General features: G+C 53.0%; 12 protein-coding genes. 7 read left to right on the top strand and 5 right to left on the bottom strand.

Annotation, left to right across the window (positions count from 1 at the left end; translation table 11 throughout):
* The first annotated feature begins 3 nt into the window (after positions 1 to 3).
* The 5 genes from citF (at position 4) to rna (ending at position 5,374) form a co-directional block, all read left to right on the top strand.
* Positions 4 to 1,536: a citrate lyase subunit alpha gene (gene citF / locus OOJ59_RS02310; RefSeq protein ID WP_085047525.1), complete on the top strand. Its 1,533-nt coding sequence runs from the start codon at positions 4 to 6 to the stop codon at positions 1,534 to 1,536.
* 3 nt (positions 1,537 to 1,539) lie between these two features.
* Positions 1,540 to 2,094, top strand: coding sequence for a citrate lyase holo-[acyl-carrier protein] synthase (gene citX / locus OOJ59_RS02305; protein WP_085047526.1), 555 nt, complete (start codon positions 1,540 to 1,542; stop codon positions 2,092 to 2,094).
* Entirely contained in the window at positions 2,063 to 2,968 is a 906-nt protein-coding gene (citG, locus tag OOJ59_RS02300; RefSeq protein WP_069323151.1) for a triphosphoribosyl-dephospho-CoA synthase CitG, read from the top strand. Before citX ends, citG begins: the two co-directional genes overlap by 32 nt.
* Before the next feature lie 25 nt (positions 2,969 to 2,993).
* Positions 2,994 to 4,457 (top strand): citrate/succinate antiporter CitT, encoded by a 1,464-nt coding sequence (citT, locus tag OOJ59_RS02295; protein ID WP_038638704.1) that lies wholly within the window; start codon positions 2,994 to 2,996, stop codon positions 4,455 to 4,457.
* Between the two features lie 110 nt (positions 4,458 to 4,567).
* Positions 4,568 to 5,374 carry a ribonuclease I gene (gene rna / locus OOJ59_RS02290; RefSeq protein ID WP_160955443.1) on the top strand — a complete coding sequence of 269 codons (807 nt, stop codon included), beginning with the start codon at positions 4,568 to 4,570 and terminating at the stop codon, positions 5,372 to 5,374.
* A 41-nt stretch (positions 5,375 to 5,415) separates the two neighbouring features.
* Here rna and OOJ59_RS02285 read toward each other — a convergent pair whose 3' ends face one another.
* Entirely contained in the window at positions 5,416 to 6,039 is a 624-nt protein-coding gene (locus OOJ59_RS02285; RefSeq protein WP_087857129.1) for a flavin reductase family protein, read from the bottom strand.
* 96 nt (positions 6,040 to 6,135) lie between these two features.
* The gene (locus tag OOJ59_RS02280; protein WP_038638697.1) at positions 6,136 to 6,966 is read right to left on the bottom strand and encodes an alpha/beta fold hydrolase; all 831 of its coding nucleotides are present in this window, start codon (positions 6,964 to 6,966) and stop codon (positions 6,136 to 6,138) included.
* 276 nt (positions 6,967 to 7,242) lie between these two features.
* Here OOJ59_RS02280 and rnk point away from each other — a divergent pair, with 276 nt between their 5' ends.
* Complete coding sequence (gene rnk / locus OOJ59_RS02275; protein ID WP_005120853.1) at positions 7,243 to 7,653, top strand: nucleoside diphosphate kinase regulator; 411 nt, start codon at positions 7,243 to 7,245, stop codon at positions 7,651 to 7,653.
* Positions 7,654 to 7,841: 188 nt separating this feature from the next.
* Entirely contained in the window at positions 7,842 to 8,270 is a 429-nt protein-coding gene (gene uspG, locus OOJ59_RS02270) for a universal stress protein UspG (RefSeq protein WP_016152215.1), read from the top strand.
* Positions 8,271 to 8,317: 47 nt separating this feature from the next.
* Here the strand turns inward: uspG and OOJ59_RS02265 are convergent, their stop codons facing one another.
* The 3 genes from OOJ59_RS02265 to OOJ59_RS02255 all read right to left on the bottom strand — a co-directional run bounded on the left by OOJ59_RS02265 (position 8,318) and on the right by OOJ59_RS02255 (position 11,897).
* A complete protein-coding gene (locus OOJ59_RS02265; protein WP_038638694.1) occupies positions 8,318 to 9,268 on the bottom strand; it encodes a helix-turn-helix domain-containing protein in 951 nt (316 codons plus the stop codon).
* 68 nt (positions 9,269 to 9,336) lie between these two features.
* Positions 9,337 to 10,551 (bottom strand): CaiB/BaiF CoA transferase family protein, encoded by a 1,215-nt coding sequence (locus tag OOJ59_RS02260; RefSeq protein ID WP_160955444.1) that lies wholly within the window; start codon positions 10,549 to 10,551, stop codon positions 9,337 to 9,339.
* Between the two features lie 32 nt (positions 10,552 to 10,583).
* On the bottom strand, positions 10,584 to 11,897 hold the full coding sequence (locus OOJ59_RS02255) for an MFS transporter (protein ID WP_038638688.1): 1,314 nt from the start codon (positions 11,895 to 11,897) through the stop codon (positions 10,584 to 10,586).
* Positions 11,898 to 11,908: the final 11 nt, after the last annotated feature.

Here is an 11,908-nt window from a genome sequence, read left to right as displayed (position 1 = left end):
AAAATGACGCAGAAAATCGAACAGTCTCAACGCCAGGATCGCGTGGCGACCTGGAGCCGTCATGCAGAAAGCGAGCTTTCCGCTTATCAGAGCACCGCAAAAGTAGAATTGCAGGCGCAAAAACCGCGCGACAAAAAGCTGTGCGCTAATCTGGAAGACGCCATTCGTCGTTCAGGTTTACAGGATGGTATGACTATCTCTTTCCACCACGCATTTCGCGGTGGCGATCTGACGATTAACCTGGTGATGGACGCCATCGCCAACATGGGCTTTAAAAATCTGACGCTGGCCTCAAGCTCCCTGAGCGACTGCCACGCGCCGCTGGTTGAGCACATCCGTCAGGGCGTGGTCAGCCGAATTTATACCTCCGGGCTGCGTGGCCCGCTGGCAGAAGAGATCTCTCGTGGTCTGCTGGCTGAGCCGGTGCAAATCCACTCCCACGGTGGTCGTGTACACCTGGTGCAAAGTGGCGAACTCAACATTGATGTCGCATTCCTCGGCGTACCGGCGTGCGACCAGTTTGGTAATGCTAACGGTTATACCGGCAAAGCGTGCTGCGGCTCACTGGGCTATGCCCGCGTCGATGCCGAGAACGCCAGGCAGGTTGTTCTGCTGACAGAACAACTGCTGAGCTATCCGCACAACCCGGCCAGCATTACCCAGGATCAAGTGGATCTGATCGTGCAGATCGACCAGGTCGGCGATGCGGACAAAATTGGTGCTGACGCGACCCGTATGACTACCAATCCGCGTGAATTGTTGATCGCCCGCAGCGCGGCAGACGTCATTGCTAACTCCGGTTACTTCAATGAAGGCTTCTCATTGCAGACAGGAACCGGCGGCGCGTCTCTGGCCGTTACCCGTTTCCTGGAAGACAAAATGCGTAGCCGTGACATCCATGCCGATTTCGCGCTGGGCGGCATCACCGCCACCATCGTTGATCTGCATGAAAAAGGCTTAATCCGCAAACTGCTGGATGTACAAAGCTTCGACAGTACCGCCGCGAAATCTCTGGCCCGCAATCCAAACCACATTGAGATCAGCGCTAACCAGTACGCTAACTGGGGCTCGAAAGGCGCATCCGTTGACCGCCTGGACGTTGTGGTACTGAGCGCATTAGAAGTAGACACCAGCTTCAACGTTAACGTACTGACCGGCTCCGACGGCGTACTGCGTGGCGCTTCCGGTGGTCACTGCGATACGGCTGTGGCCGCAGCGCTTTCTATCATCGTCGCACCGCTGGTTCGTGGACGCATCCCGACATTGGTAGATAACGTGCTGACCTGCGTAACTCCAGGTTCCAGCGTTGACATTCTGGTTACCGACCACGGTATCGCCGTCAACCCTGCTCGCCCTGAACTGGCGGAACGCCTGCAAGAAGCTGGCATGAAAGTGGTGTCGATTGAATGGCTGCGCGAACGTGCACAGCAGCTAACCGGTCAACCGCGCGCCATCGAATTTACCGATCGCGTAATTGCCGTTGTGCGCTACCGCGATGGTTCGGTAATTGACGTTGTGCATCAGGTGAAGGAATAAACCATGCACCTGCTCCCTGAACACGCCACCTGCCACGCGGTTTCCATCCCTGAGCTGCTCGCCAGCCGAGATGAGAGACAAGCAAGGCAGCATGCCTGGCTCACGCGTCATCACGCGCCACTGGTCTCGTTTACCGTGGTCGCGCCAGGTCCGATTAAAGACAGCGAATTAACCCGTCGCATCTTTAATCACGGCGTCACCGCCCTGCTCGCGCTGGCGGAAAAATCCGCCTGGATTGTCAGGGAGCAAACTGCGCTGGTCTCTGCCAGCGGACCGGAAGGCCTGCTGGCCATTGAGGCTCCGGCCCTGGACCTCAAGCTCGCCACTATCGGACTTGAGCATTCACATCCGCTGGGACGGTTATGGGACATCGACGTCCTGAACCCTGAAGGGGAAATTCTGTCCCGGCGTCATTTCGCGCTCCCTGCCCGCCGCTGTCTGCTGTGCGAGCAAAGCGCTGCCGAATGCGCGCGAGGTAAAACTCACGCGCTTTCCGACTTACTCACTCAGATGGAGGCACTGCTGCATGATGCCGATTCCCGCAACATCAACTCATAACGCAGTTCTTCCTCTGGATCTGCCTGACGCTTACGCCACGCTGGCGTGGCGCGCCATGCTGACGGAAGTCAACCTGTCGCCTAAACCGGGTCTGGTGGATCGTATTAATAACGGCGCGCATAAAGATATGGCGCTGGAAGATTTTTATCGCAGTGCTGAAGCGATTCAGACATGGCTGCCGCGTTTTATCGAATACGGCGCCTTTAGCGCACAGCAGTCGCCGGAAGATGTCCTGCCAGGACTACGTCCGCTGGGCATGGCCTGCGAAGCCGATATGTTTCGCGCTACTGCCGGAGTGAACACCCATAAAGGCAGCATCTTCTCGCTGGGATTACTGTGCGCCGCCATTGGCCGCCTGCTCCAGCTCCGCCTGAGCGTTACCGCTGAAACCCTTTGCTCTACGGCAGCAACATTTTGCCGTGGCCTGACCGAGCGCGAACTGCGCCAGAACAACCAACAACTCACGGCTGGCCAACGTCTTTATCAGCAACTGGGATTAACCGGCGCACGCGGCGAAGCCGAAGCAGGATATCCCCTCGTCATTCAGCATGCTCTGCCGCACTACCGTGCACTGCTGGCTGAGGGCCGCGATCCTGAACTGGCGTTACTCGATACGTTACTGCTGCTGATGTCTATCAACGGCGACACCAACGTGGCTTCCCGTGGTGGCGCAGAAGGTTTGCGCTGGCTACAGCAGCAGGCCTCCACGTTGTTACAACAAGGCGGGATTCGTACCCCTGCCGATCTCGAATACCTACGCCAGTTCGACCAACAGTGCATTGAACGCAACCTCAGTCCTGGAGGCTGCGCCGATCTGCTGATCGTCACATGGTTCTTAGCTCAGATTTCACAAGTTCATCATTATCACAATTAAAGATCCTTTCCGGAGAATCACACACATGTCTTTAGCAAAAGATAAAATTTGGAAGTTACTGGCCCCATTGGTAGTCATGGGCGTCATGTTTCTTATCCCCGTCCCTGATGGCATGCCCCCACAGGCATGGCACTATTTTGCCGTGTTCGTGGCCATGATTGTCGGGATGATTCTGGAGCCCATTCCGGCAACGGCAATCAGCTTTATCGCCGTGACGATCTGCGTTATCGGCAGTAACTATCTGCTGTTTGACGCATCCGAGTTGGCCGACCCGGCATTCAAAGCGGGTAAGCAAGCGCTGAAATGGGGTCTGGCGGGCTTCTCCAGCACCACCGTGTGGCTGGTGTTTGGCGCGTTTATTTTCGCACTGGGTTATGAAGTTACCGGCCTGGGTCGTCGTATCGCGCTGTTCATGGTGAAATTCATGGGTAAACGTACCCTGACGCTGGGCTATGCGATTGTTATTATCGACATCCTGCTGGCGCCGTTTACACCGTCCAACACCGCGCGTACCGGTGGTACCGTATTCCCGGTTATCAAAAACCTGCCGCCGCTGTTTAAATCATTCCCGAACGATCCTTCCGCGCGCCGTATCGGCGGATATCTGATGTGGATGATGGTCATCAGTACCAGCCTGAGCTCCTCTATGTTCGTGACCGGCGCGGCGCCGAACGTACTGGGTCTGGAATTCGTCAACAAAATTGCTGGCATTCAAATCAGTTGGCTGCAATGGTTCCTCAGCTTCCTGCCGGTCGGTATTATTTTGCTGATCGTTGCGCCGTGGCTGTCCTATGTTCTGTACAAACCAGAAGTCACTCACAGTGCTGAAGTTGCCGCATGGGCCGGTGAAGAACTGAAAACCATGGGTAAACTGACGCGTAAAGAGCTGACCCTGATCGGTCTGGTTCTGCTCAGCCTGGGTCTGTGGGTCTTCGGGGGTAAACTGATTGATGCCACCGCGGTGGGTCTGCTGGCGGTTTCCCTGATGCTGGCGCTACACGTTGTACCGTGGAAAGATATTACCCGCTATAACAGCGCATGGAACACTCTGGTAAACCTCGCCACGCTGGTTGTTATGGCAAATGGTTTGACCCGTTCAGGCTTCATTGACTGGTTCGCTAACACCATGAGCACGCACCTGGAAGGCTTCTCACCTAACGCGACCGTGATCGTGCTGGTGCTGGTGTTCTACTTTGCTCACTACCTGTTCGCCAGCCTTTCCGCACACACCGCCACCATGCTGCCGGTTATTCTGGCGGTCGGTAAAGGTATCCCGGGCGTTCCAATGGAACATCTGTGTATCCTGCTGGTGCTGTCCATCGGTATCATGGGCTGCCTGACGCCGTATGCAACCGGCCCTGGCGTTATCATCTACGGTTGTGGTTATGTGAAGTCTAAAGACTACTGGCGTCTGGGAGCTATCTTCGGCGTTATCTACATCGCTATGCTTCTGCTGGTCGGCTGGCCGATTCTGGCAATGTGGAGCTAATCATTCCGGCTCACGCCTGATGAAAATGATGCCAGTCAGCTAAACCTGACTGGCATTTTTTATGATTAAATAGATGATATTCAGAATTTATATAAGTATCCGAAATCATCATGACATCAACGTGGCGTTATTCTTCTTTACTGGCAGCGCTTCTGCTGCCAGTTTCTGTGGCTCAGGCCGATGAACTTCAGGCAAAACAGTACGCTGATTTTGACCGCTACGTGCTGGCCCTCTCCTGGCAAACCGGTTTCTGTCAAAGCCAACACGAGCGTAATCGTCAGGAACCCGACGAATGTCGTCTGCAAAAAGAGATTGCAGACAAAGCGGATTTTCTGACCGTTCACGGCCTGTGGCCCAGCCTGCCAAAATCAATCGCCGCTCGCGGGGTAGACAACCGCCGCTGGATGCGTTTTGGCTGCGCAACGCGTCCTGTCCCTAACCTGCCTGAAGCGCGTGCCAGCCGTAAATGCGCAGCGCCTGAAACCGGCCTGTCACTGGAGAGTGCGGCGAAACTGAGCGCGGTGATGCCAGGCGCTGGCGGAACATCCTGCCTGGAACGCTACGAGTATGCCAAACACGGCGCCTGTTTTGGTTTTGATCCCGACGTGTACTTTGGCACGATGGTGCGGCTGAATAATGAATTCAAAAACAGTGAAGCGGGCAAGTTCCTGGCGGATAACTACGGCAAAACCGTCAGCCGCAACGCATTTGACGCCGCTATCGCCAAAAGCTGGGGCAAAGAGAACGTCAAAGCCGTGAAGCTAAGCTGCCACGGCAATCCGGCTTATCTCACAGAGATCCAGCTATCCCTGAAAGCCGACACCATCAATCAACCGCTATCTGCGCAGTCATTCTTACCGCAGCCGCATCCGGGTAACTGCGGTAAACAGTTTATTATCGACAAGGCTGGATACTGAAAATCATGACCGACGCGCAAACCGGGCGTCGGTCTGCATGCTTAGCGTTGCAAACGGGCGTCCGGGCGAACCAGATCAAAACGGTGTGTTTCACTGATTGAATAGTACGCCGTGGGTCCACCCGCACGCAGTACCGGCTTCGCTTTCGCCGTCTGGTAGATGCCTTCTTCCAGTAGCGTTTCATCTATATGGATGCCCACCACTTCTCCCAGCACCAGCCAGGTTTCTACAGGCGCGCCGTCAGCAGTGGTCAGTTGCAGAGTTTGCGATAAACGACACTCAAAATTAACCGGGCTTTGCGCCACGCGCGGCACGCTGACAATCCGGCTGTCGGCTTTATTCAGCCCAGCGGCAAAAAACTCGTCCTCGCCGTGCGGCAAGCTGGCAGACGTTTCATTCATCGCGCCAGCCAGTTCAAGGGTGGTCAGGTTCCAGACAAACTCACCGGTTTCGACAATATTCCGCACGCTGTCTTTCCAGCCGCTGCTGGCAAAACCAATAATCGGCGGATGGTAGTTAAAGCAATTAAAGAAACTGTATGGCGCCAGATTATGTCGCCCGTTACTGTCGCGCGACGCAATCCAGCCAATGGGGCGCGGTCCAATGATGGCATTTAGCGGGTCGTGCGGTAAGCCGTGTCCCTGTGATGGTTGATAGAAATACATAGCCTTCTCTGGTGTCATTAACGGTAGCGCAGCACGAATTATGCTTCGCTCATCTCCCTGGAAAAAGAAGATCAGCGTAGAACAATCCGTTAAAGATTACGACTGAATAAAGTTGAGCAGATCGCCATTGATCTGCTGTTTATGGGTGGTGCAAATACCGTGAGAACCACCGGCATATACCTTCAACTGCGCATCCGGCAATATTTCTGCCGCGACCTTGCCGCAGGTTTCAAACGGGACAATCTGATCGTCATCGCCGTGGATCACCAGCGTCGGGATGGTCATTTTTTCGAGATCGCCACGCAGGTCTGTTTCTGAAAACGCATGAATGCAGTCGTACAACGCTTTGATGGACCCTTGTAAGCCCTGTTCAACAAAACTTTCCCGGACGGCTTTCGACTCTTTTGCGCCCGGACGGTTATAACCATAGAATGCCGCGGTCAGTTCATAGAAGAAGGCGGCGCGATCGTTCACTACCCCTTCCCGGATGCCATCAAACACCTCTTTCGGCACGCCATTCGGGTTAAAGTCGGTCTTGATCATGATGGGCGTCACCGCGCCAATTAACACCGCTTTTGCCACCCGCTGCGTCCCATGGCGGCCAATATAACGCGCCACTTCCCCACCGCCGGTAGAGTGCCCAACATGCACGGCATCTTTAAGATTGAGATGCGCGGTAAGTTCAGCCAGATCGTCAGCATACTGATCCATATTGTGGCCATCCCACGGTTGGGCCGAGCGGCCATGTCCGCGCCTGTCATGGGCGATCACACGAAATCCTTTCGACCCAAGAAACAGCATCTGATCCTCAAACGCATCTGCCGTCAGCGGCCAACCATGACTGAACACGATGGGCTGTCCACTTCCCCAGTCTTTAAAATGCAAATAGCTGCCGTCTTTTAAGGTAAGTTTGTCGTACTGGCTCATGAGATCTCCTGTAGCGGAACACTGAGTTGTATTGACGCACCCGCAACGAGCGCTTAAAAAGCATAATGCAAATTGGAGAACGATCACGTTTTTCGGCTAAAATCACACCATATGCGACAATATTGATGATTTACCTGAATGTGAACTAAATCACTTCAAACATGGGGTAAGTCTCAGTATCATCATACAAGCTAAACCCTTGCCGCCTGACGGTGAGGGTTTTCTTTTGGGATTATTTACCTGCGCACCCGCAGTATCGACGACATGGAGTAATAAATGTCCAGACCAACTATCATCATTAACGACCTCGATGCGGAACGCATTGACCGCCTGTTGGAGCAACCTGCGTTTGCTGGTTTACCCATTGCCGACGCCCTGAACGCCGAGCTGGATCGCGCGCAAATGTGTTCTCCAGAAACCATGCCGCACGATGTCGTGACCATGAACAGCCGCGTGAAATTCCGCAATCTGAGTGATGGCGAAGTCCGTGTGCGTACCCTGGTGTATCCGGCTAATATGACTGACAGCAGCACACAGCTTTCCGTCATGGCGCCTGTTGGCGCGGCACTGCTGGGCCTGCGCGTTGGCGACACCATTCACTGGGAACTGCCGGGCGGTACATCAACACACCTCGAAGTCATCGAGCTTGAGTACCAACCAGAAGCTGCGGGCGACTACCTGCGCTAACTCTGTCTTATCAAAGCTATTCGCTTTATCTTGCAGGGGATGCATCTGCATCCTCTTTCCGGTTACTCCTCATCTCCCCGCTCCTCACGTTATTTCCTGTTCGCAAAACATAAATCTGTGCCGTGACTGACAGAATCATTTTTAATACTATGCTGTTATGTGTTCATGTAATGACAAGGAGAATGTTTATGTACAACACAATCATAATGCCTGTTGATGTATTCGAAATGGAACTGAGTGACAAGGCTATTCGCCATGCAGAATTCCTGGCACAGGAAAACGGCGTTATCCATCTGCTGCATGTGCTGCCAGGCTCAGCAAGCTTAAGCCTGCACCGCTTTGCGGCAGACGTTCGTCGTTTTGAAGAGCATCTGCAACACGAAGCGGAAACGCGTCTGCAAACAATGGTCGGTCACTTCAGCATCGATCCCTCCCGCATTAAACAACACGTGCGCTTTGGTAGCGTCCGTGACGTGGTCAACGAGTTGGGTGAAGAGTTGAATGCGGATGTGGTGGTCATTGGGTCACGTAACCCGTCCATCAGTACCCACCTGCTCGGCTCAAACGCCTCCAGCGTTGTCCGCCACGCCACTCTGCCGGTACTGGTTGTCCGTTAACTGCGTCTGATTTACTGTAACAACCCCACCCGTCTTACGGGTGGGGGTTATTGCGTGATGCACTCTTTCTCATCGGCAGCGCCCATAACCTGGCATACCTCCCCTGTAGATATTTTTTGTAAGGCCAACTCCCTGTACTGTCCTGGGCTGACACCCGTATGTTTATGGAAAAAACGCGTAAAGTAGGCTTCATCATTGAATCCTAAAAAAGCCGCAAGCTGTTTTATCGTCTTAGAGGTGTAGACCAGCTCCTGTTGGGCTTCCTGCAGTACGCGCATATTAATCACATCCAGGCTGGACATGCCTAATGTTATCCGACATAAGCGCGACAGATGCCCCGGGGACATACCCATCTCTTCAGAATAATCATTAACGGTCAGCCGCTGGCGAAAGCGCTGATCCACCAGCAGGAGGAATTTGTTTATTTGTGAGGCCTTACGCGAGCAGATATCAAATTTCTGCTGTTCTTCTGTCAGGGTACTGATACGCGTGAGGTGAACCAGGATGGAAATAAAAATCGAAATGCACATTGCCTTATGATTAACCCTCGGTTTCTGCATCTCTTTTTGTAAAGACTGATAAAAACCCTGAATAATTTTCCCGTCTTCTGGGGAGCCATCGAGAGGGATTACGCAGGGCTTATGCATCAGAGTAAGAACGTTGGGCGCCAATAATCCCATTACCGACTCCATTGGCCCTTGTGAGGCAGTGATCGTCATCCCTTCCGTACCGGGTCGGTAATCAAAACCATGAACGGTCTGCGCAGGTACAAGGATGAGACCCGGCCCCTTCAACTTCATCCGGGTGTAATTCATTAAAACATCAACCTCGCCACTCTGAATAAAGAGGGTCTGAATCAATGAGTCATGAATATGCGGGCTGGCTTTCCAGTTCAGGGGTTTTGAACGCAATGAGATCATTTCTACATTAAAGAAATTTTCCCAGCCTGGTTCCGACTGCTCGCCATATAACGCATAAGTAGGAATGGTCGTTGTCATCAATGCTTCCCCACCCAATCAAATGGACCCGCCAGGCGGCAACGGTGTCATCCCCTGGCGGGCTAAGGTTATGCGGGCATAATGACCGCGCCGTCAGCATTCAAACGCGCTATCTCCTCGACAGAATATCCGTATTCCAAAAGAATTTGCTGCGAATCATGCCCTAAACTGCGGGATGGACGAATTTGTGCAGGCCCCATACTGCCAATGTTCACAGGAGGGGTCACCAGCACGCGTCGGTTACCAGTGATATATTCAACATTTCGCAGACAGTCCGTCGCCCACGCCTGCTCATCATCAAGGATTTCATCAGGCGTGAAGCCTTTCTCATGAGCAAAGTCGTTTTGTTTTAACATCTGCATCATTTCATCAAGCGAGCGTTTAGCGACCTGCTCACTGATGATCCTGATAATATCCCGGTTACGTCCATGCAGATTGACATCGGCAATACGACAAAACTCGGGACTGTCGACCAAATCTTCGCGACCAAGTAGCGTCATGAACTTATTGAAAAAGCGATCGTACTCTGGGATACAAATTACCATCCAGCGACCATCACGGGTTTTATAGGTATTGTTGAACGGGTTCGCGACTTCACAACGGGATTTAGGATATACGTTGCCGTATTGCGCCGATGTGACGGCAATACTCATCATAAACAACGCGGTATGATGCAGACTCACAGTGACCTTATCCCCCTGTCCGGAGAGCGTACGACCATATAACGCCGCGCAGACACCCGAAACAAGACACATGGAGGCCTGGAAATCGCCAAACCCATTAACTGAGTTAATCGGCGTTTCCCCCCGTTCGTTTGTCGACCCCAGGATCCCTCCCCGGCAAACATAGGCCGTCGCATCAAACCCTGCGGTATCTTTTTCTGGTCCTTGCTCACCGTACCCCAGAATCTGAGCAAAAATTAAACGAGGGAAACGCAGGTGCAACTCTTCCCATGAGAACCCTAGCCGCTCCAGCGCTTTCGTCCGATAGCTGGTCACTACCACATCAGCGGTGGAAAGAATACGCCAGGCAATTTCTTTCGCTCGCTCCTGTTTCAAATTCAGGCACAGAAAACGCTTATTGGCATTGGAAATATCAAATGCCGGATTCTCATCATCTTCATACGGCATATTAAAAACTGACGCCTGCGTACGACCAGGATCGCCGATGGGCGGTTCGATTTTGATCACATCCGCCCCCCAATCACCTAAAATACGCGCTACCGTTGGCGCAGCCAGAAATGATGTCAGATCAACGACCTTAACGCCCTCTAATGGTCTCATACGTCATATTCCCTCAATAATGAGTAGCCTGTTTAACCGGCAAATCCTTTACGGCCACCGGCGCTTACGCGTGCTGATTTATTTTCTATTGGCCGAATGCGCGCAATTAACATAAAGAAGGCTCCGACAATCGCCACGCCCGCGCCCAGATACAGTGCGTACTCGTACTGACCACCGGAGACATCAATCACCCAGCCAGCGAGTACAGGCGAGAGAATACCCGCCAACGTCCCGAACACTCCGTTCAGCCCGACCAACATACCGGTGTCTTTTTGCGAGAAAATAATAGGAATTGAAAAGTGTGCAGCCATCGTGAAGCACAGGAAGAAGTTCGACGCAGAGATAAGCGTGGCGGCACTCCACAAGCTGTTTGCCTGAGTGCCGAGGATCAAAAATACCCCAGCTAATAATAACCCCAGTACCGGAGAAATCTTACGTCCGACGTTTTGTCCAAATCGACGACATGCGGCATCAGTAACTACGCCCCCCAGCGGATAGGCAAAGATTGCCACCAGATACGGCAGCATAGAAAAAATCGCGCTTTGTTTGAGATCGATTCCACGCCCCATAGCAAAGTAGGTTGGCAGCCAGGTCATGAAGAGAAAAAAGAGGTAATTGGTACAAAAGTAACATAAGGCGCATGCCCAGACTGAAGGGGTTGCCAGAATATCGCCTTTACTTAGCGGCTCATTTTGTGTGGCCGGAGAGATTTCAGTAGAGACTTGCCCAGCCAGAATATAGTCTCGTTCACCCTGGGTGATAAATGTATCCTGTTGCGGACGGTTGCTGCCGAGCTTCCACCACAGCAGACACCACAGTACGCCGGGTACCGATACAACGTAAAACACGGCCTGCCAGTCCCAGCGTTGGACTATCCATGCAGCCAGAACCATGGCAACGGCGATACCAGTAGGGCAACCTATCTGCAATAATCCTGTCGCCATTCCGGCTTCATGCTTAGGTACCCATTTTGCCGCCAGTGAAAAGTTAGCCGGCACAAGCAACCCTTGGCCAATCCCGACCAGAATACGCAGCAACATCATGATGCCCAGCGTTGATCCTAACGGCGTTAGAAATGTGAAAACTGCCCACCATAATGTTCCGGTCACCAAAACGACCCCGCCGCCAAACCTGTCCGCCAGTAAACCCGCGGGTAACATTGTGACGGCATAGCCAATGAAAAACGCCGTGGATACCCAGCCAAACTGCATAGCGCTCCAGCCATATTCCTGCATTAATGCAGGCCCACACATCGACATCCCACTTCGCGCCACAAACATGACGAAATAATCAATAATGAGCAGGACAATAATGCCCCAGCGTCTGTTCCCTGGTGATGTACTCATAGGTCACTCTC

Origin of the sequence: Citrobacter sp. W9 (assembly GCF_026719375.1) — a bacterium.
Classification (GTDB): Bacteria; Pseudomonadota; Gammaproteobacteria; order Enterobacterales; family Enterobacteriaceae; genus Citrobacter; species Citrobacter werkmanii.
This window is presented reverse-complemented; position numbering and strand designations above follow the sequence as displayed.

Coding starts and splice junctions, on each gene's coding strand:
- citF (WP_085047525.1), top strand. CDS start 4: ATGACGCAGAAAATCGAACAGTCTCAACGCCAGGATCGCGTGGCGACC.
- citX (WP_085047526.1), top strand. CDS start 1,540: ATGCACCTGCTCCCTGAACACGCCACCTGCCACGCGGTTTCCATCCCT.
- citG (WP_069323151.1), top strand. CDS start 2,063: ATGATGCCGATTCCCGCAACATCAACTCATAACGCAGTTCTTCCTCTG.
- citT (WP_038638704.1), top strand. CDS start 2,994: ATGTCTTTAGCAAAAGATAAAATTTGGAAGTTACTGGCCCCATTGGTA.
- rna (WP_160955443.1), top strand. CDS start 4,568: ATGACATCAACGTGGCGTTATTCTTCTTTACTGGCAGCGCTTCTGCTG.
- OOJ59_RS02285 (WP_087857129.1), bottom strand. CDS start 6,039: ATGTATTTCTATCAACCATCACAGGGACACGGCTTACCGCACGACCCG.
- OOJ59_RS02280 (WP_038638697.1), bottom strand. CDS start 6,966: ATGAGCCAGTACGACAAACTTACCTTAAAAGACGGCAGCTATTTGCAT.
- rnk (WP_005120853.1), top strand. CDS start 7,243: ATGTCCAGACCAACTATCATCATTAACGACCTCGATGCGGAACGCATT.
- uspG (WP_016152215.1), top strand. CDS start 7,842: ATGTACAACACAATCATAATGCCTGTTGATGTATTCGAAATGGAACTG.
- OOJ59_RS02265 (WP_038638694.1), bottom strand. CDS start 9,268: ATGACAACGACCATTCCTACTTATGCGTTATATGGCGAGCAGTCGGAA.
- OOJ59_RS02260 (WP_160955444.1), bottom strand. CDS start 10,551: ATGAGACCATTAGAGGGCGTTAAGGTCGTTGATCTGACATCATTTCTG.
- OOJ59_RS02255 (WP_038638688.1), bottom strand. CDS start 11,897: ATGAGTACATCACCAGGGAACAGACGCTGGGGCATTATTGTCCTGCTC.